The 19,232-nt window shown below is 31.6% G+C and carries 20 protein-coding genes; 11 read left to right on the forward strand and 9 right to left on the reverse strand.

Annotated elements, in window-relative coordinates; translation table 11 throughout:
* The first annotated feature begins 361 nt into the window (after positions 1-361).
* The 10 genes from queD (at position 362) to folK (ending at position 7,785) form a co-directional block, all read left to right on the forward strand.
* Positions 362-796: a 6-carboxytetrahydropterin synthase QueD gene (gene queD, locus M2651_RS07750; RefSeq protein WP_252131772.1), complete on the forward strand. Its 435-nt coding sequence runs from the start codon at positions 362-364 to the stop codon at positions 794-796.
* Positions 793-1,458, forward strand: coding sequence for a putative 7-carboxy-7-deazaguanine synthase QueE (queE, locus tag M2651_RS07755; RefSeq protein ID WP_252131773.1), 666 nt, complete (start codon positions 793-795; stop codon positions 1,456-1,458). The genes queD and queE overlap by 4 nt, the downstream gene beginning before the upstream one ends.
* A 1-nt stretch (position 1,459) precedes the next feature.
* On the forward strand, positions 1,460-2,047 hold the full coding sequence (gene folE, locus M2651_RS07760) for a GTP cyclohydrolase I FolE (RefSeq protein WP_252131774.1): 588 nt from the start codon (positions 1,460-1,462) through the stop codon (positions 2,045-2,047).
* A 19-nt stretch (positions 2,048-2,066) separates the two neighbouring features.
* Positions 2,067-2,726, forward strand: a complete 660-nt coding sequence (gene queC, locus M2651_RS07765; RefSeq protein WP_252131775.1) for a 7-cyano-7-deazaguanine synthase QueC — start codon at positions 2,067-2,069, stop codon at positions 2,724-2,726.
* A 137-nt stretch (positions 2,727-2,863) separates the two neighbouring features.
* Positions 2,864-3,460, forward strand: a complete 597-nt coding sequence (locus tag M2651_RS07770; protein ID WP_252131776.1) for an anthranilate synthase component II — start codon at positions 2,864-2,866, stop codon at positions 3,458-3,460.
* Entirely contained in the window at positions 3,457-4,836 is a 1,380-nt protein-coding gene (pabB, locus tag M2651_RS07775) for an aminodeoxychorismate synthase component I (RefSeq protein WP_252131777.1), read from the forward strand. Before M2651_RS07770 ends, pabB begins: the two co-directional genes overlap by 4 nt.
* An 18-nt stretch (positions 4,837-4,854) precedes the next feature.
* Positions 4,855-5,622, forward strand: a complete 768-nt coding sequence (locus M2651_RS07780) for an aminotransferase class IV (protein WP_252131778.1) — start codon at positions 4,855-4,857, stop codon at positions 5,620-5,622.
* Positions 5,623-5,654: 32 nt separating this feature from the next.
* Positions 5,655-6,134 (forward strand): HD domain-containing protein, encoded by a 480-nt coding sequence (locus M2651_RS07785; RefSeq protein ID WP_252131779.1) that lies wholly within the window; start codon positions 5,655-5,657, stop codon positions 6,132-6,134.
* Between the two features lie 11 nt (positions 6,135-6,145).
* Entirely contained in the window at positions 6,146-6,958 is an 813-nt protein-coding gene (gene folP, locus M2651_RS07790) for a dihydropteroate synthase (protein WP_252131780.1), read from the forward strand.
* 2 nt (positions 6,959-6,960) lie between these two features.
* On the forward strand, positions 6,961-7,785 hold the full coding sequence (folK, locus tag M2651_RS07795) for a 2-amino-4-hydroxy-6-hydroxymethyldihydropteridine diphosphokinase (RefSeq protein ID WP_252131781.1): 825 nt from the start codon (positions 6,961-6,963) through the stop codon (positions 7,783-7,785).
* 29 nt (positions 7,786-7,814) lie between these two features.
* Here the strand turns inward: folK and M2651_RS07800 are convergent, their stop codons facing one another.
* Together M2651_RS07800 and M2651_RS07805 are read right to left on the reverse strand one after the other, a co-directional pair.
* Positions 7,815-9,032 (reverse strand): hypothetical protein, encoded by a 1,218-nt coding sequence (locus M2651_RS07800; RefSeq protein WP_252131782.1) that lies wholly within the window; start codon positions 9,030-9,032, stop codon positions 7,815-7,817.
* Between the two features lie 88 nt (positions 9,033-9,120).
* Positions 9,121-10,419, reverse strand: coding sequence for an MFS transporter (locus M2651_RS07805; protein ID WP_252131783.1), 1,299 nt, complete (start codon positions 10,417-10,419; stop codon positions 9,121-9,123).
* A gap of 89 nt (positions 10,420-10,508) precedes the next feature.
* Here M2651_RS07805 and M2651_RS07810 point away from each other — a divergent pair, with 89 nt between their 5' ends.
* Positions 10,509-11,396 (forward strand): LysR family transcriptional regulator, encoded by an 888-nt coding sequence (locus M2651_RS07810; protein ID WP_252131784.1) that lies wholly within the window; start codon positions 10,509-10,511, stop codon positions 11,394-11,396.
* Here the strand turns inward: M2651_RS07810 and M2651_RS07815 are convergent.
* The 7 genes from M2651_RS07815 to M2651_RS07845 form a co-directional block, all read right to left on the reverse strand.
* A complete protein-coding gene (locus M2651_RS07815) occupies positions 11,393-11,920 on the reverse strand; it encodes a hypothetical protein (RefSeq protein WP_252131785.1) in 528 nt (175 codons plus the stop codon). The genes M2651_RS07810 and M2651_RS07815 overlap by 4 nt on opposite strands.
* A 1-nt stretch (position 11,921) precedes the next feature.
* Positions 11,922-13,559 carry a medium-chain fatty-acid--CoA ligase gene (gene fadK, locus M2651_RS07820; RefSeq protein WP_252131786.1) on the reverse strand — a complete coding sequence of 546 codons (1,638 nt, stop codon included), beginning with the start codon at positions 13,557-13,559 and terminating at the stop codon, positions 11,922-11,924.
* 43 nt (positions 13,560-13,602) lie between these two features.
* Complete coding sequence (locus tag M2651_RS07825) at positions 13,603-14,613, reverse strand: electron transfer flavoprotein subunit alpha/FixB family protein (RefSeq protein WP_252131787.1); 1,011 nt, start codon at positions 14,611-14,613, stop codon at positions 13,603-13,605.
* A 15-nt stretch (positions 14,614-14,628) separates the two neighbouring features.
* Positions 14,629-15,417, reverse strand: a complete 789-nt coding sequence (locus tag M2651_RS07830; protein ID WP_252131788.1) for an electron transfer flavoprotein subunit beta/FixA family protein — start codon at positions 15,415-15,417, stop codon at positions 14,629-14,631.
* 12 nt (positions 15,418-15,429) lie between these two features.
* Positions 15,430-16,572: an acyl-CoA dehydrogenase family protein gene (locus tag M2651_RS07835; RefSeq protein ID WP_252131789.1), complete on the reverse strand. Its 1,143-nt coding sequence runs from the start codon at positions 16,570-16,572 to the stop codon at positions 15,430-15,432.
* An 18-nt stretch (positions 16,573-16,590) separates the two neighbouring features.
* The gene (locus tag M2651_RS07840; RefSeq protein WP_252131790.1) at positions 16,591-17,814 is read right to left on the reverse strand and encodes a CaiB/BaiF CoA transferase family protein; all 1,224 of its coding nucleotides are present in this window, start codon (positions 17,812-17,814) and stop codon (positions 16,591-16,593) included.
* 67 nt (positions 17,815-17,881) lie between these two features.
* A complete protein-coding gene (locus M2651_RS07845) occupies positions 17,882-19,048 on the reverse strand; it encodes an acyl-CoA dehydrogenase family protein (RefSeq protein WP_252131791.1) in 1,167 nt (388 codons plus the stop codon).
* Positions 19,049-19,232 lie beyond the last annotated feature (184 nt).

The raw sequence follows: 19,232 nt of genomic DNA on the forward strand, positions 1-19,232 counted from the left end.
CCTATTTATTATATAATTCTAAATGTTTATTTTTTTTGTGTCAATACGAACTTATATTACGTACTTTTAACTTACTTTAAAACAATAACATAAATAAATGTTAAATTTATAGTTGCATTAATTAACACAATTTTAGGAAAAAGAAAAAAGGAGCTATAAATTTGACTTAAATTATAATTTATAGTAAACTAACTTAAGAATAATAATTTAATAAAGACAGTTCGAAACCATCCTGTCTATAAACAAAACTAGGGGGTATCTACCAGTATGGGTAGTTTTTTGTTTAAGGGCAGTTTTCTGCCCTTTTTTACTTAAAAAAATTATGAAATTTATAATATTAATTCTAGGAGGTTTACATCCTATGTACATTTTAAAAGCAGAGCATAGTTTTGATAGTGCTCACTTTCTTGCTGGATATAAAGGAAAATGCGGTAATATCCACGGTCACAGATGGAAGGTTGAAGTTGAAGTCCAATCAGAAAAATTAGTTGACAGCGGTCAGCTAAAGGGAATGGTAGTTGATTTTGGAGACTTAAAAAAAGATGTTAAAGCTATGGTAGATTACTATGACCATGCATTAATTATAGAAGATAAAACTATGAGAGATGAAACATTAAATTGTTTAGAGAAAGATGGATTTAAAGTTCTTAAAGTTAAATTTAGACCAACTGCAGAAAATTTTTCAGCTTTTTTCTTTAAACAAATGAAGGATAAAGGATATAACGTAAAAAGAGTCACAGTATACGAGACCCCTGCTAATAGTGCTGTATATGAAGAAAGTGAGGAAAGCAGATGAAATTTAAGGTAGTTGAAAAATTTGTTAGTATAAATGGAGAAGGTACTTTAGCTGGACAATTAGCAGTTTTTATAAGATTTGCAGGCTGTAATTTAAACTGCAGCTACTGCGATACAAGCTGGGCAAATAAAATAGATGTTCCTTATGAATTAATGACCAATGAGGAAATATATAACTATATTAAATCTACTGGTGTGAGAAATATAACGCTAACTGGAGGAGAGCCCCTTCTTCAGACAGGAATACTTGAACTCTTAAAGATTCTTTCTAATGATAAAGAACTTCATGTTGAAATAGAAACTAATGGAAGTGTTCCTTTAGATAAATTTTTAAATATGAAAAACCCTCCAAGCTTTACAATGGATTATAAACTTCCTTCAAGTAATATGGAAGATAAAATGCTACTAGATAACTTCAAATATTTATCTGCTAAAGATACTGTCAAATTTGTATCCGGCTGTATGGAGGATTTAGAAAAGGCTAAATATATAATAGACAAATATAACCTTATAAATAAAACCCACATATATATAAGCCCTGTTTTTGATAAAATAAATTTAGAAACAATTGTAGATTTTATGAAGGATAATAAAATGAATGGAGTTAATCTTCAAGTTCAGCTTCATAAGATAATATGGAACCCCAATGAAAGAGGTGTATAATATGGCAATTGATACAAAATCAATTGAAGAACATATAAGAGGCATTTTAATAGCTCTAGGTGATAATCCAGACAGAGAAGGACTAAAAGATACTCCTAAACGTGTAGCTAAAATGTATGAAGAAATATTTATGGGTATGAATTATACTAATTATGACATTGCTGAAATGTTTAATACTACCTTTGAGGACGATTTATCAGTTGAGGAAAATAACAATGATATAGTTCTAATGAAGGACATCGAAATATTCAGCCATTGTGAACACCATTTAGCATTAATGTATAATATGAAGGTTGCAGTTGCATACATTCCTAATAAAAAAATTATAGGTTTAAGTAAAATTGCACGTATAGCTGATATGGTTGGCCGCAGACTGCAGCTTCAAGAAAGAATAGGCTCAGACATAGCTGAAATTATGCAGAAGATAACTGATTCAGAAGATGTTGCCGTTATCATTGAAGGTGAACATGGCTGCATGACTACCAGAGGTATAAAAAAACCAGGTACTAAAACAATCTCAACTACATTTAGAGGAAGATTTAAGACTGATGCAGTTTTAATTAATAAATTAATGATGCTTTATAAATAAAAAGGATGGTGTAATAATTATGAATAAAGAAAAAGCAGTAGTAGTATTTAGTGGCGGCCAAGATAGTACAACCTGTTTATTTTGGGCAATGCAAAGATATAAAGAAGTAATAGCAGTATCTTTTGATTACAACCAAAAACATGCATTAGAATTACAGTGTGCAAAGAATATATGTAAAAAATATAACGTAGAACATCATATTTTAGATTTAAATTTATTGAACCAGCTGGCACCTAATTCATTAACTAGAAAAGATATTGAAGTTGACAAAGACGCCCCAAAGGAAGGTACCCCTAATACATTCGTAGATGGAAGAAACCTGTTATTTCTAACTTTCGTTGCAATCTTTGCAAAACAAAGAGGTATAAATTCTATTGTAACTGGTGTTTCTCAAAGTGATTTTAGTGGATATCCTGACTGCAGAGATGTTTTCATAAAATCTTTAAATGTTACTCTAAACTTAGCTATGGGATATGAATTTGTAATTCATACTCCTTTAATGTGGATTGATAAAGCTGAAACTTGGAAAATGGCAAATGATTTAGGTGTACTGGATGTTATTAAAAATGAAACTTTAACTTGTTATAATGGAATAATAGGCGATGGATGCGGTGATTGTCCTGCATGCAAATTAAGGAAAAAAGGATATTTAGAATTCAAGAAAAAATACCTTTTATAAACCTGCATAGATTAAGGACTGTATATAGATTTATTTTAAAAATCTATATACAGTCCTTAAATTATTATGAAATTTATTATTTCGCTATTTTTTGATATAATATGATTAATATAAACAAAACAATACAGGAGAAAAATATGTTCTTAATGATTGATAACTACGATTCATTTGTTTACAATCTTGTTCGATATTTTGAAGAATTAGATGAAGAAATATTGATATTTAAAAATGATAAAATAACTTTAGAGCAAATAACTAAGCTTAATCCTGAAGGAATAATAATATCTCCTGGGCCAAAATCTCCTAAGGAATCAGGGATATGCATTGATATTGTAAAAAAATTTGAAGGAAAAATTCCTATTTTAGGCATATGTCTTGGACATCAGACTATTGGGCATGTTTACGGTGCTGATGTAAAATGTGGAAAAGAACCAGTTCATGGCAAGGTTAGTCAGATTAATCATGACAGCAAAGGAGTATTTAAGAATATTAAAAATCCTTTAAATGTAACAAGATATCATTCTTTAGTTTTAGATAAAAATACTATTCCCTACTGCTTAGAAGTAACTGCACTTACAAGTGATGGAGTGATTATGGGAATAAGACATAAAGATTATCTTATAGAAGGAGTTCAATTTCATCCAGAAGCTGAACTTACAGAATGCGGACATGATATACTTAAAAACTTTATAAATCAATGTAAAAACTACAGTATTCAGGGAGAAAACTTATGAAGCCTTTGATAAAACAAATTGAAACAGATTTAGATGCCTTTGATATATATACTTTGTTTAAAAACGAAAAGGAAACTGCTCTTTTAGATAGCTCAAAAAAAGATAGCAGCTTAAGTGAATATTCAATATTAGGCATATATCCTTTTTTAAAAATTAAATATGAAAACAGCCTTGTAACTATAAGTTCCTTTGATTCTGAAAGTAACATAGCAGAAGAATCAAATTTTAATGGAGATGTATTTAAATACTTACAACAAATTTTAGATAAGTATAAAATAGATTCTCATCCATCCCTTCCTTTTACCTGTGGAGGAATAGGCTACTTATCCTATGATTTAGCTAGAAAACTGGAAGTTATTCCAGAAAAAGCAGTAAAAGATTTAGAAATACCAGATATGTATATTAATTTTTATGACAGTTACGTTATATTGGATCACATAAATAACAAGGTATTCATTTGTACCCTCGGTATTTTAAAAGAAAAAAACGAGAGATTTATTGAAATAAAAAATAAAATATTAAAAGGAAAAAAACTTCAATATTCCCCTCCTATTAAAACAAATACAATTTTTAAATCAGATTTTTCAAAAGAAGATTATTTAGCTCATATTGAACGTGTTAGAGCTTATATTAAAAGCGGAGATATTTACATAACTAATTTAACTCAGAGATTTAACTGTAAAACTTATAAAGCTGCTTATGACATTTATAAAGATTTAAGATTTATAAATCCAGCTCCATTTTCTTCTTTTTTAAACTTTGAAGATTTTTCTATCATAAGCTCATCTCCTGAAAGATTTTTAAAGATAAGAAATGGATTTGTTGAAACTAGACCAATAAAAGGCACAAGTCCCAGAGGTGCAACAAAAGAAGAAGATATAATTAATAAAAATTTCTTAAAAAACAGTGAAAAAGATAAATCAGAACTTTTAATGATAGTAGATTTAGAAAGGAATGATTTAAGTAAAGTTTGTAAGCCTCATTCAGTTAAAGTTACAGAACTATTCAAAATCGAAGAATACAGTACAGTATTTCATCTTGTATCTACCATTATAGGTGAATTAAAACATGAAATGACTGCAGTAGATTGCATGAAAGCCTGCTTTCCCGGCGGTTCAATTACAGGAGCTCCAAAAATCAGATCAATGGAAATTATTGACGAACTAGAAAAAACAAGAAGATCTATTTACACAGGTTGTATAGGTTACTTTGGATTTGATGGAAATGCAGACTTTAATATTGTTATAAGAACTATTGTATTAAAGGACAATAGAGCTACTTTTGGTGTTGGCGGTGGAATAACCTGGGAGTCAATAAAAGAAGCTGAATACAGCGAAATTTTAGATAAAGCAAAAGCTCTTATGAAAGTATTATAACATTAAGGAATGATATTTATGATGATTTTAAACGGTAATATAATTGAAGATAATAAAGTTATTTTAGACACTGGATTTTTTTTTGGCAGAGGATTATTTGAAACTATACTTGTAAAAGATAAACCAATATTTCTAGATGAACATATTGACAGAATTAATGAAGGATTGAAAAAACTAAATATTAATAAAATTATAACTAAAGATTACTTTATGGATAATTTTTATAAATTAAAACAGAAAAATTGTGCTTTAAAACTAGTAGTTACAGAAGCAAATACTTTATTTTCTACTAGAGAAATTCCCTATACAGAAAATCACTATGAAAAAGGATTTAGTTTAAAACTAAGTTTAATAAAAAGAAATCCAGAAAGTCATGGAGTTTATTTAAAAACACTTAACTATCTTGACAATATAATTGAAAAAGAGACAGCTTCTAAAGAAGGCTTTGATGAAGTGATTTTTGAAAATACTTATGGGTATATAGCAGAAGGTTCTACTTCCAATATTTTTTTCATAAAAGATAATATTTTATATACTCCTTCTATCAAATGCGGCTTACTTAATGGTATCATAAGAAAATGGGTTATAAGTAATTTCAATGTTATTGAAGGTAACTTTACACTTAAGGATATTTTAAACTCTGAGGGGGCTTTCATCACAAACAGCCTTTTAGGTATTATGAAAGTAAGCTCAATTAACAATAACAATATTGAAACCAGCAGCCTAATTAAAGAAATTAAAACTAAATATGATTTGTATATAAATAAGTCAAGCTGCTTTACATAAATAATAAATGCTCAGTTTATTAGAGGTGAGATATGGAAAGAGTAAATTTAATATTATCTAACAATAAATTCAAGGAATACTTAAATAAAATAAACCAATGTGAAATAGACAGAGATTTTTGCAGACATGATATAAACCACTTTATGGATGTGGCAAGAATTAGTTACATTTTAATTTTAGAAAAAGGTTTAAGCCATACTAAAGAAGAAGTGTACGCTGCTGCGTTGCTTCACGATATAGGAAAATGGCAGCAATATGAAAGTAAAATTCCTCATGAAATTGCCAGCGCAAAATTAGCTTATGATATATTAATAAACTCTGATTTTAATGAAGAAGAGATAAATAAAATAATTTCTTCAATTAAAAACCATAGGAATGAAAATAATATCGAAAATACTTTAGACCATATACTTTTTACAGCCGACAAGCTTTCTAGAGCCTGCTTTATGTGCAAAGCTGAGAAAGAATGTTATTGGGCACAGGATAAAAAAAATTTAAAAATTTATTACTAAAGGAGGATACTATGAAAATAGGAAACAAAGAATTTGTTATTGGTGAAAGAACTTATATAATGGGTATATTAAATGTAACTCCAGACTCTTTTTCAGACGGAGGAAAGTATAATTCTATCCAAAATGCATTAAATCATGCAAAGACAATGATAGAGGAAGGAGTAGATATAATAGACATTGGCGGAGAATCTACAAGACCAAATCATACGGCGGTTGAAGCAGAAGAAGAAATAAATAGAGTTATACCAATAATTAAAGCCATACGAAAAGAATCTGATATTCCAATTTCTATTGATACTTATAAAGGTAAAGTAGCAGAGCTTGCAATAAAAGCTGGTGCTTCTTTAATAAATGATGTATGGGGATTTAAAAAAGATCCTTATATGTCAGAAGTTGCTGCTAAGTATAACGTACCTTGCTGCTTAATGCACAATAGAGATAATACATATTATAATAACTTGATAGATGATATTTTTAATGATTTGAATGAATGTATTCAAATTGCTATAAAAGCTGGAGTTAAGAAAGAAAATATTATACTAGATCCTGGTATTGGCTTTGGAAAAACCTTAGAACAAAACCTTAAGGTTATGAATAACCTTCATAGATTTAAAGAACTTAATTTTCCCCTTCTGCTTGGTACTTCAAGAAAATCTATGATAGGCAATACATTAAATCTTCCTGTTGACAAAAGAGTAGAAGGTACAATTGCAACTTCAGTATTAGGTGTAATAAATGGATTCAGCTTCATTAGAGTCCATGATGTTAAAGAAAACTTAAGAGCAGTTAAAATGACTGAAGCTATTATGAAAGCTGGTGTATAATAATGGACAAAATTTATATAGAAGAACTAGAGATTTTTGCAAATCATGGTGTTTTTAAAGAAGAAAAAAAGCTTGGGCAGAAATTTTTAATATCTTTAGAATTATTTTTAGATTTAAGTGAGGCTGGTAAAAGTGATAACTTAGAAAAAACAGTTCATTATGGACTTTTGTGTGAAAAAATCGAAGAAGAATTTAAAAGCAAAACTTTTGATTTATTAGAAGCTGCTGCAGAAAACCTAGCACAATTTATTCTGCTAAATTACGATAAAATAGAAAGAGTTAAGCTTATGATAAAAAAGCCTTGGGCTCCAATTGGAAAATCAGTAAAATACGCTGCAGTAGAATTAGATAGAAAATGGCATAATACATATATCGCTTTTGGCTCAAACCTTGGTAATAAAAAAGAAAATATTTATAACGCTATTGAATACATTAATAGCTCAACACATACTAAAGTTATAAAAGTATCTTCTCTTTATGAAACAAAACCCGTTGGCTATGAAAATCAGGATAACTTTATTAATGGTACTTTGCAGGCAAAAACATTATTATCTCCAAAAGAGCTCATTGCTTTCCTTTTAGATGTGGAAAAAAAGTTGAAAAGAGAAAGAACAATAAAATGGGGACCAAGAACAATAGATTTAGACGTGCTTTTATATGATAATTTAATAACTTCTTTTGAAGAAATTGTTATACCTCATCCAAGAATGCATGAAAGAATGTTTGTTTTAGAGCCGCTATGCGAAATTGCTCCTTATGTTATTCATCCAATATTAGATAAGAGGATTTATGAGTTAAAAGAATTGCTTTGTAAAATTCAAAAATAAAAATTCGGCACTTTAAGCGCCGAATTTTTTTAAAAATCTTTTATTGCTTCAAATTCAATTTCCTTTTCAGCTTTATTCCAACCTTTTAAAGCATTATATATAGTTGGCAATATAAAGCATATTAAAGTTAATAACGCTGAAAAAGTCAGACCTTTAGCAATTAAGTTTGTCAATCCTACCTGAGATACAGCCCAAGTAATAATAATATAACCTATAGTTATCTTTACTACTCTTTTATGCTTTTTTTGTTCTTTTACCTTTTCAGACTCCTTATTTCTTGAGCTGATATAATTTAGTACACGATCATTAAATCCATGAATATAATTAATTGCTGTAGAAATAGCAGAGAAGAAAATAGCTACAGAAAGCATAAAACTCAGTAAACCTTCCATCCCAAATCCATTTTTTACAACCATAAGTACAGGTATATTAGGTTTAGGATTAGATGCTCTATACAAATCTAAGTTAGCAAGAAGATTTAAATTTACAAGGACTAAAGCTATAAAATTTGCAATTACAGAAAGTATAACACCTCTTTTCAATCCTTTCTTAGACACAAATATATCTGCGTGATTAATGTAGGCTCCAAAGCCTGCCAGATTTTGTCCAGAAAAAATGTATCCCCATAAAAGAGCTATTGCCCAAGTTTTTAATGTTACATTTTCACTTTTTAAAGCAGCTGCATTTGCTGCAATCTTATGAGCATTATAAAAAACATTAGGTACATGAACTGCTATTAATGCAATTAAAATAATAATACTCATAACTACTGCATTTTTACGAACAACTCCTGTGCCATTTGTTACAAGAAAATACATAATAATCGCTATAATAAAAGTTGTTAATATATAAGGAAGACCAGTTAAGTCTGCAATCACCCCTCCACTAGTAGAATATGCTAGAGCCATAACTACAATTAGAAGCCAGTTATAGTTAAACTCATATATTCCTCTAAAAAAACGATTGTATTTGCCTGTATATTTTGTTAAAAATGAATTATAATCATATAGTTTAAAATCCATAGCATATTTCATTGAAAAATATAAAATAAATCCATTAATAAGTGCAACAATAAGAGGCATAAAAATACCTGGATAACCTTTTGAAAGGAAATATGTCATAGGAGTACCACCAGATGCAAATCCTCCTCCGCACTGAGAACTAAATGCAAGACCAGTAAACACCAAAGCTGCACTCCAATCGAGCCTATTTTTACTTATATTATTATTAGATATTTGATTACTCATACTATTTCCCCCATTTATATTTTCTTCTTAAACATGGCAGTACTGCAGTTTCCCATACTGCAGCACTACCTTATACTTTAATTAGCTTCTAATTGTTTTTATGCTGAACTGGCTCTAATTTTGCTGATAGCGCTAAAATTGAACCTAAAATACATACCCCAGCACATACCCATAATGCATAACCATAGGCTGTTGCATTGCTTGCACCAGCTTTTAGTCCAGCATCAACTACAAGACCAGTTATAGTTGGTGCAATTATTCCCGCAATAGCACCCATTATTCCTGCAAGTCCAGAATAAACACCAGCTAGTGAAGGACAAATTGAAGGTGCTACAGAGAAATAACCTCCCATTGTGAGACAAAGGAACCCATAAGAAATAGATACAGCTGCAATTACAAGAGTTGGATTAGTTGCATTAGCTCCTAGGAATATAAGAATTGCCGCACCGATCATTCCAACTACCTGTACTAATTTACGTCCAATTTTATCTCCAAATTTACTTGAAGCTGCATCTGCAACAAATCCACCGATAAAATAAGTAAAAAAACCTACAATAAAAGGAGCAGCACCAGCACTGATTTGCATACCGCGACCTATGGCAAAATAATTAGGAAGCCATGTAGTACAGAAGAAATACATATAGGTCGCACAACCATAAGAAATGCACATTAGCCATACAGCAGGAGTTCTCATAATATCTGATTTTGTAATATTAGCATTAGTAATTGTTTTTTGACCTTGAGGCTTTTGACGAATATAAGCTAGTTCTTCTTTATTTACTTTTTTATGTTCTGTTGGGTTGGACTTTCCAACTAGTATCCATATTACACACCAAATCGGGAAAAATATTGCATATACAAAAAACAATTTTCTCCATCCTATAACAGGAAGCAGCGCAGCTGCCAAATAAATATTAATTGCAGAACCTAATGGACATCCTGCTTGTACTAGACCACAAGCAATACCAGATTCCTTTTTAGGTATCCATCTTCCCAAATTAGACATTGCACTAGGCACAATACATCCCTGAGCTACACCTTCCAAGGCACGAATAAAAATCATAGATCCAATAGAAACTCCAATAACAGGTGTTAATAATGTAAATAATCCAGATAAAAGCAAACTTATAATTAAAACCTTAGTAGCTCCATACTTATCAGCAATTGCACCAGACGGTATCATTGTAATCATATAACCAATAAAAAATGCAGTAGAAGCATATCCAAACTGAGTGGAAGTCCATCCATATTCTTTCATAATAGCTTTTCCAGATACAGAAAATACAGTTCTACCTAAAAACATTACCATAAAGGAAAGTGCCAACACACCTGCTACTGCCCAACGTACATTAGTTTTTTTTGTATTATTCAAAACCACATTATTCATAAGAAATCCCCCTAATCATTATAGAAATTTTCAGAAAACCATGGTAAAATATTTACATATCTTACCATATTTAAAAATGGAGGTATAATATGAACTTAAACCAATTATATTATTTTAGAAAATTAGCCCAACTTCAGAATTATACTAAAGCTTCAAAAGAACTTTATATAGCTCAACCCAGCTTAAGCGCAGCCATATCTTCTTTAGAAGAAGAACTTAAAATTGCCCTTTTTTTTAAACAAGGTCGAAACATTAAGCTGACAAAGTATGGTGAAGAATTTTATAAGTATGTCTGTACAGCATTAGATGAATTGGAAAAAGGAATTGAAGTAACCAGAGAAAAATCAAGTGCTCTTGGTGGTGTGATTGATATAGGCTGCATTCCTACTCTTATTGGAGATTTTATGCCTAAGGCAATCAAAGGATATTTAAAAATGGTAAATTCAAAAACTAAATTTAATATTTTTAATGGTATGACTTTAGATATAGTTGAAGGCATTAAGTCTGAAAAGTATGATGTTGGTTTTTGCTCATTTGTAGAAAACGAAACAGAACTTGAATTTTTACCAATATTAGCTCAAGAACTAATATTACTTGTTAATAACGATCATCCTCTAGCAAAAGAAAAATTTATAAATTTAAAAGATCTTCATGCTTATCCTCTAATAACTTACCGTGAAAACTTACCTATAGGGAAAACGATTAAAAAGCTTTTAAATCCTCTCGGTCTTAACCCAAACTATGCATATGATGATGAAATTACTATTGGAGGAATAGTATCGACAACAAATGTGGCTGCTATTACTGCCCGTACTCCTTTTTTACTTCAATTTACCAATTTAAAACTTATCAGTATTGATGTACCAGCTGATTCTCGTTTGATATACATGTGCTATAATAAAAACAATTATATAAGTAAAACCGTAGAGCATTTTATTAAATATATTCTAGAAAATGAACGAAATCTGCCAGGCTAAGACTGCCAATTAGCATGCATTCTTTCCATGGGCATTTTAATTAATCCTTTTTCTTTTATGTGAATATATATCTCAAACCCCCTTTTGCAGCGAAAAGTACATTCTAGACAGGGATCTTCATCACAATACACATAAGCATCTTCATCAGCCATAGCAAAAACAAAGCTGTTTTTTTTAGGATTTGTAACATATTTTAACTGACCCCCAGTAAATGTTTTAAGATAAATCCAGTCTATAGTAATTGTTCCCTTTTTTATCTTCCAAAAAACTTCTACTGTATTCTCATTGTAGCCACCCGTTATTCTATAGTCAATCAAGACCTCATCAGAAACTTCTGAAGGGTCTTTTTCTTCTAGAAACTTCATTTCCTCATTGCAGCACATAACAACTGCATCTATTCTTGGGTTATATGCTTGAAACAAGTTCCCACAATGGCTGCAGCTATAAAAGATTACTTTGGGGCATACAACTCTAGGCTTTGTTGTTTCTTTGGATCTTCTTGGACTAAATTCCTGCTTCTGCAAACTAATTCCTCCCTGCTTGTATGCGAGCTTTTAAATCTTCTTGCAGTAAATTTTTCTTCACCTTTCCACTATCGGTTCTTGGAATTTTATCAATAACTTCAAGCCTTTCTGGCCAAAATCGTTTTGGGATTTTTTTCTGTTTCATATATTCTAAAATGTCTTTTAATTCTATTGTGCTTTCTGTTTCTTTTAATACAACATAGACACATATTCTTTCACCTAGACGTTCATCAGGCATTCCAATAACTGCTTGATCCTTAATTTTAGGACAGCCTGAAACATATTCGCTTATAAGGTTTGAGTTAAGATTTTCTCCACCTCTAACAATCATGTCCTTTTTTCGCCCAATAATCTTTATATTCCCCTTTTCATCACGTGTACAAAGATCTCCACTATAGAACCAGCCTTCATCATCTAATACATTATCTGTAGTTTTTCTATCATTAATATACCCTACAAATACATTTGGCCCTCTTGATACTTCTTCACCTATAACTCCAATAGGAACTTCCTGTCTATTTTCATCTACAACACGAACTTCAACTCCTTCCATAGCTCTGCCAGAAGTAGTACCCATCAAATCCAAAGTTTCATTTGGTCTTACAAATACATGAGGAACACTTTCTGTTGATCCATAAACCTCACATAACTTAATCCCATATTCATATGCTTTCTTGACCATATCTCCTGGTACAGGTGCACCTCCGCAAAGATAAAACTTTAAGGAATTTAGACATCCCCCTTCTTCTTTTATTTCCTTTAAAATATCATAAATGAATGGAGTTGAACCCATTGAATAAGTACATTTTTCCAAATTTATCAACTTAATTGCTTCTTTACTATTAAATTTCAATTGTAAAACCACCTTTGCCCCAATAAGCATAGGTGCAATAATACCATGATGAAAACCAGTGGCATGATTTAAAGGTGCTGGCATAAACATAATATCATCTTCGGTAAGTCCAAGTTCCTTATTAAAATAACTTTCACTGAATATTATATTGTTATGTGTCAACATAACTCCTTTTGCACCTCCAGTGGTTCCAGAGGTGCAAAGAATAACTGCAACATCGTTGCTGTCCATTTTAACCCCATATTCTATAGGAGAAAAAGTTGTAAGAATTTCTTTTAAGGTAATAGTATTACTGCTTTTTTCCTTAAAATTATCTAATAATATTATGTTCTGTAAATTTTTTATCTTTGCTCTTATTGACATAATTAGCTCTTCATAATCAGTTTTATGATAAAAGGTAGGGCAAAGAAAGATTTTACTTCCTATAAGATTTAAAAGATATGATATTTCTTCTTCTCTGTAACACATGCCAATAGGATTAATTATTGCACCAACTTTCATACATGCAATAGTAACAAGAACAAACTCAATACAAACTGGCAGCTGAAAAGATATTACGTCTGAAGGCTTAATTCCACTTTGAATAAAATAAGAAGCAATAATTGCTGCCTTTTCATCTATCTCTTTATAGGTATATCTGTAACCTTTGTCATCTACCACAAACTCCTTGTTACCATATTTTTTTACAGAGTCATTCCAGTAGTCTAAAAGAGTTTCCTTTCCCCAATAACCCATTTTTTCATAAAAATTTTTTTGATTATCATTAATTTTTATTCCGCTTATCATCACTTATCTCCTTTAATAAGAGCATATCGAAAAAATTACTATTTTATAGATTCTTTACACAGCGAATCTCCTTAATCATTGCAGGAATTATCTCAAAAACATCTCCCACAAGGCAGTAATCTGCCACTTCAAAAATCGGTGCAGATGGATCTTTATTAATGGCTATAATAGTGTCAGAAGAACTCATTCCAGCTAAATGTTGCACTGCACCTGAAATCCCACATGCAATATAAACTTTAGGAGAAACTGTTGTACCAGTCTGGCCAACCTGTTTAGAATGCGGAACCCATCCAGCATCTACTGCTGCTCTGGATGCCCCTACTGTACCACCAAGTAAATCAGCCAACTCCTCAAGCATTTTAAAATTTTCTGGCCCCTTCATTCCTCTACCGCCGGATACTATATATTGTGCTTCTTCAAGCTTAATTCCTGATTCTTCTGTTGATTTAATAAAATCAATTACCTTTGTAAAAATCAAATCTTTATCAACTCTGATATCTTCCCAGATAATTTCAGCATTATTGTTTCTATTCTTTTCTGGTTTTTTAAAAGCTCCTGGTCTTACAGTACCCATTTGTGGACGTGTTTCACTGCAGAGAATCTGTGCATAAAGATTACCACCAAAAGCAGGTCTTTCCCAAACAACATTTAAAGTATCTTCCTCAATGCTTAATGCAGTACAATCAGCTGTAAGACCAGTTCTTAAGCTTACAGCAATTTTTGATCCTAAGTCTCTTCCATTAATAGTTGCTCCTATTAAAATTGTATTTGGATTATATTTGCGGCATAATTTTAAGAATGCATTTCCATAAGCATCTGAAGAATAATGCTCATATTCTTCTCCCTGTACCACATAAATTTTATCTGCACCGTAATAATTTGCACATTTAACTGCCTCATCAACTTTATTACCAATAACTACAGCACAAAGTTTCTGTCCCAGACCATCTGCTAACAATCTTCCCTGACCAAGCAGTTCAAATCCAACATCTTTTGGCTGTCCATGAAAACATTCAATAAATACCCATACGTCTGTATATTCTTTGAGGTTCATAATCTAAGCCCTCCTTTAAAGTAATTTTGCTTCTTTAAGTTTATTAACTAAAACTCTAGCTGTTTCCTGAGGATTTATAGCTTCTATTATTTCTCCACTAGCCTGACGTTTTGGTGTAAAGGTTGCCTTTACTCTTGTTGGTGAACCTTTAAGACCAATTTTTGTAGTATCAATATCAGGTAAATCAGCTAAATGTATTTCTTCTATTTCTGCTTTTAATGAATATAATTTTCCTTTAATTGTTGCATACCTGGGTTTATTACTCTCTTTAGTTAAAGTACAAAGAATAGGAAGCTTTGCTTCAATAACTTCAATTCCTTCTTCTACCTGACGTTTTACAACACATTTATAACCTTCTATTTTTATATCTAATACATGACTTAATCTTGTAATTCCTAAATGCTGTGCAATACTTATAGCAGTTTGTCCTGTATCTCCATCAATTGCCTGTTTTCCACCGAGTATAATATCAAAAGGCCCTATTTTTTCAATTACCTTTGATAATATATAACTGGTAGCATAAGTATCAGAACCCCCAAAAGCTCTATCTGTAACTAAATACGCCTTATCAGCTCCCATAGAAATGGCTTCTCTTAACGCAGATTTTGCTTGATCAGGCCCCATAGAAATTACAGTTATCTTACCGCCATACTGTTCTTTTAATCTAAGCGCCTGTTCTAAAGCATTTTTATCAAATGGATTTACAATACTGGGAACACCCTGACGAATAAGTGTGTTTCTTACTGGATCAATTTTAATTTCCGTTGTATCAGGAACCTGTTTTATGCAAACAACAATGTTCATTTGCCTTCCTCCTTACTTATATTCCTTTTCCAATACACTTGCTATAGTTAGTCTCTGGATTTGATTAGTTCCTTCAAAAATTTGGAATATCTTGCAATCTCTCATAAGTTTTTCAACAGGATAATCCTTACTATACCCATAACCGCCAAGAATCTGGACTGCATTAGATGTAACTTCTTGTGCACAATCTGATACAAAGGTCTTTGTTATTGCTCCTTCTTTACGAACTAAGCTTCCATTATCCATAAGTTTCATAGTATTATTAACTAAAACTCTGCAAGCTTCAATTTTTATTGCCATGTCTGCAAGCATTTGCTGTACCATTTGGAATTTAATAATAGGCTGACCAAATTGTTTTCTTTCTTTTGCATACTTTACAGATTCATCTAAAGCTCTCTGCATAATTCCTACTGCTAAGGTAGCAACAAATGCTCTCGATAAGTTTAAAGCATTTAAAGCTAATTTAAAACCAGAACCTTCTGGTCCAAGCATGTTAGATGCAGGAACTCTTACATTTTCAAAAGTTACATCTGTAGTATTTGATAACCGCAGTCCCATCTTATTTTCATGTTTCCCAATAGTAATTCCAGGAGAATTTGCATCAATAATAAATGCAGAAATCCCTTTTGCCCCTGCTTCTGGATTTGTCTTGAAAAAACCTACAAATAAAGAAGCTAATGCACCATTAGTTATAAAAGTTTTTGAAGCATTTAAAATATACTCATCCCCATCTTTTACTGCAGTTCCTCTAAGTGCTGCAGGGTCAGAACCTGCACTTGGCTCAGTAAGAGCAAAAGCTGCAAAATTACCTTTAGATATAATATCAGCAAAGTATTTTCCTTGCTCTAAAGTACCGGAAAGTATTACATTTCTTAATGCAACAAATGTAGTAACAAGACTAATAGCATAACCAGCATCTACTTTTGCTAGTTCTTCAAAAATCATAGCTGTTGTTTCATAGCTTAAACCAGTTCCGCCATATTCGGCTGGAATTTCAAGCATATGAAGTCCCATATCGAAAGCCCATTTAAATAATTCTCTTGGACATTCACCTTTTTCATCCAGCTCTTGAACATATGGTTTAATTTCGTTTTCTGCCATTTCTTTTACAAGAGCAATTAATTCTTTCTGCTCGTTGGTGTATAATAAGCTCATTAATTCTCGCCCTCCTTTTTATTTTTTTAGAAACTTTAATCCAACTACAGCTCCGTTTTGTATGTATTCTCTAATTTCTGCATCGCTATAACCTAACTCTCTCATTATTTCTTCTGTGTGAGCCCCTTGTGGTTTACAAGTTTCCATTGTAGGTTCCGTCATTGAATCAAATAAAACCGGATTAGTAGGCAGCATTCTTTTCCCAGAAGGATAATCCACTTTAGTTAAAATATTATTTGCCCATACCTGTTCATCTTCATAAATATCTAATGGTTCATATCCTGCTTCACAAGCTAAATCATTATCTTTTAAAAGTTTCATTAAATCTGCTCTATCTATCTTTGATATGGCTTCGTCTAGAATATCTACAACTTCACGATTTAATTTATTAGCATTTACCTGAGCACATTTATTATATTTTGTATTTCCTACCATATCTTTACGACCTAACAGTGTCATAATCTTATCAAAATCTCTGTCATATTCTGGGCAGCACATTACAACCCACTTTTGGTCTTTTGTACGATAACAGTTATTAAATGGATTAGGTATTTCTTTTCTGCTCTTTGGATATTGATTACCATACTGTGCAGAAATCATTGCAACGCTTTGCATAAATACCGCAGTATGGTGAAGACTTACTGTTACTTTATCGCCTTTTCCAGTTCTTTCTCTATTGAATAGAGCACCACAAATACCTGATACTAAGCACATGGAAACCTGAAAATCTCCATATCCGTTGCTTGGATTCATTGGAGAACCACCTTTATCTACAGTTGTAGCTAAAACTCCTCCTCTTGCCATATAACATGTAGCATCAAAGCCCGCTGTATCTTTTTCAGGTCCTTTTTCACCATAGCCTAATACTTGAGCAAAAATAAGCCTTGGAAATTTATCTTTTAAAGTATTATAATCAAGTCCTAATTTAACTAGAGATTTTGTTCTTGTATTGGTAACGAATACATCAGCTGTACTCAATAACTTGTATATAACCTCTAAACCTTTTTCTGTCTTTAAATTTAGAGTAATAAATCTTTTATTCATATTTGCAACATCAAAAGCTAAATTTTCCTCATCGCTAAAAGGCATGTTAAATACAGATCCCTGTGCTCTTGCCGGATCTCCTTTTGGAGCCTCAACTTTAATCAAGTCTGCTCCCCACTCTCCTAGTACTCTAGCAGCGGTAGGAGCTGCTAAATAAGTAGTTAAATCTACAACCTTAATTCCTTTTAAAGGTTTCATAAAAGCCCTCCAATTTTTTTAAACTTATAAATATAGCCTTTCAAAAACTTTGAAAGGCTATATTAAATTAATCAATAACTCCACCACTTGCAATAAGTTTTCTTGAAGCTGTTAATCTTTGAACTGTTCTTGGTCCTTCTTCTAACCACATTGCACGACAATCACGATACATTCTTTCAACTGGTCCATATGGGTTATCTTCAAAATATCCAATTCCACCAAATATTTCCAAGCAATAATCTGATACTAATTTAACAGTATTTATACTATGCAGTTTGCACATAGCTGCTTTCATTTCAATATCTTTGCCTTCTTCATAGTCTTTTGCAAAGTTATAAACCATCATTCTTAATGCAAATATCTCTGTCCCCATATCAGCAATCATTTGCTGAATTGCCTGCCTTTTAACTAATGGTTTACCAAATGTTACTCTGTCTTTTGCCCTTTTAATAGCCATTTCTAACATTCTCTGTGCCATACCTAAGTTACTTACTGCTATATGAGCTCTAGATACTGATAAAGAATGCATTGCAATTTTAAGACCTTCACCTTCTTTACCAAGCAGATATTTTTTATTAAGTCTCATGTTAGTAAATCTTAATCCTGCATGTCCAGCACCACGACATCCCATCATATGAGGCATAGGAACAACTTCATAACCTGGAGTATTAACTGGTACGAAAAATGCGGATAATCTTTCATCCTTTGGAGCATCAGGATTAGTAACAGCTATTACATAGGCAAATTCACAACAGTCAGTATGAGAGATTAATGTTTTTTCACCATTTATGATGTAATCATCTCCATCTTTTACTGCTAACGTATGCAAATCAGCACCTGTTCCACCTGTTTCTTCAGTTAATGCAAAACAGGTGAATATTGTTTTATCTTGGAACTTATCCATATACTCATCTTTTAATTCCTGACTTCCAAAATCGTCAAGAATTCTCCAGTTTAAGTCCATTGCATAATGAAGATGCATACGCATTCCACCTGGTCCTCTGCTGAACTCTTCTTGTACCTGTAAAATTTGTAATGGACTTAAACCCCATCCACCGTATTTTTCTGGAAGTGAGCATCTATATAAGTTATTTTCTATTGCAAGATCAAAGAATTTTTGTGGAAACTTATTAGTTACCTCAACTTCTTTTTGAATTTCCTCGAAAGGACCTTCTGCTAAAGCTCTGATTTGCTTTAGATATGCCTGAAATTCCTTATCATTTAATTTTGCCATTTTCTTTACCTCCCTAATTGATATTTTTATAACAATCTTTACACTTTAATTATAGATGTAATTTCAATAAATTTCCAATAGATGTTAACTTGAAAATGAAAACCATAAATGAAGGCACACAAATAAGACCCATTCCTTTTGTTCGAAAAAAAGAGGATCTCTTATAGGATCTATACAAAATAGC

Source organism: Clostridium caldaquaticum, assembly GCF_023806125.1.
Lineage (GTDB): Bacteria > Bacillota > Clostridia > Clostridiales > Clostridiaceae > Clostridium_AT > Clostridium_AT caldaquaticum.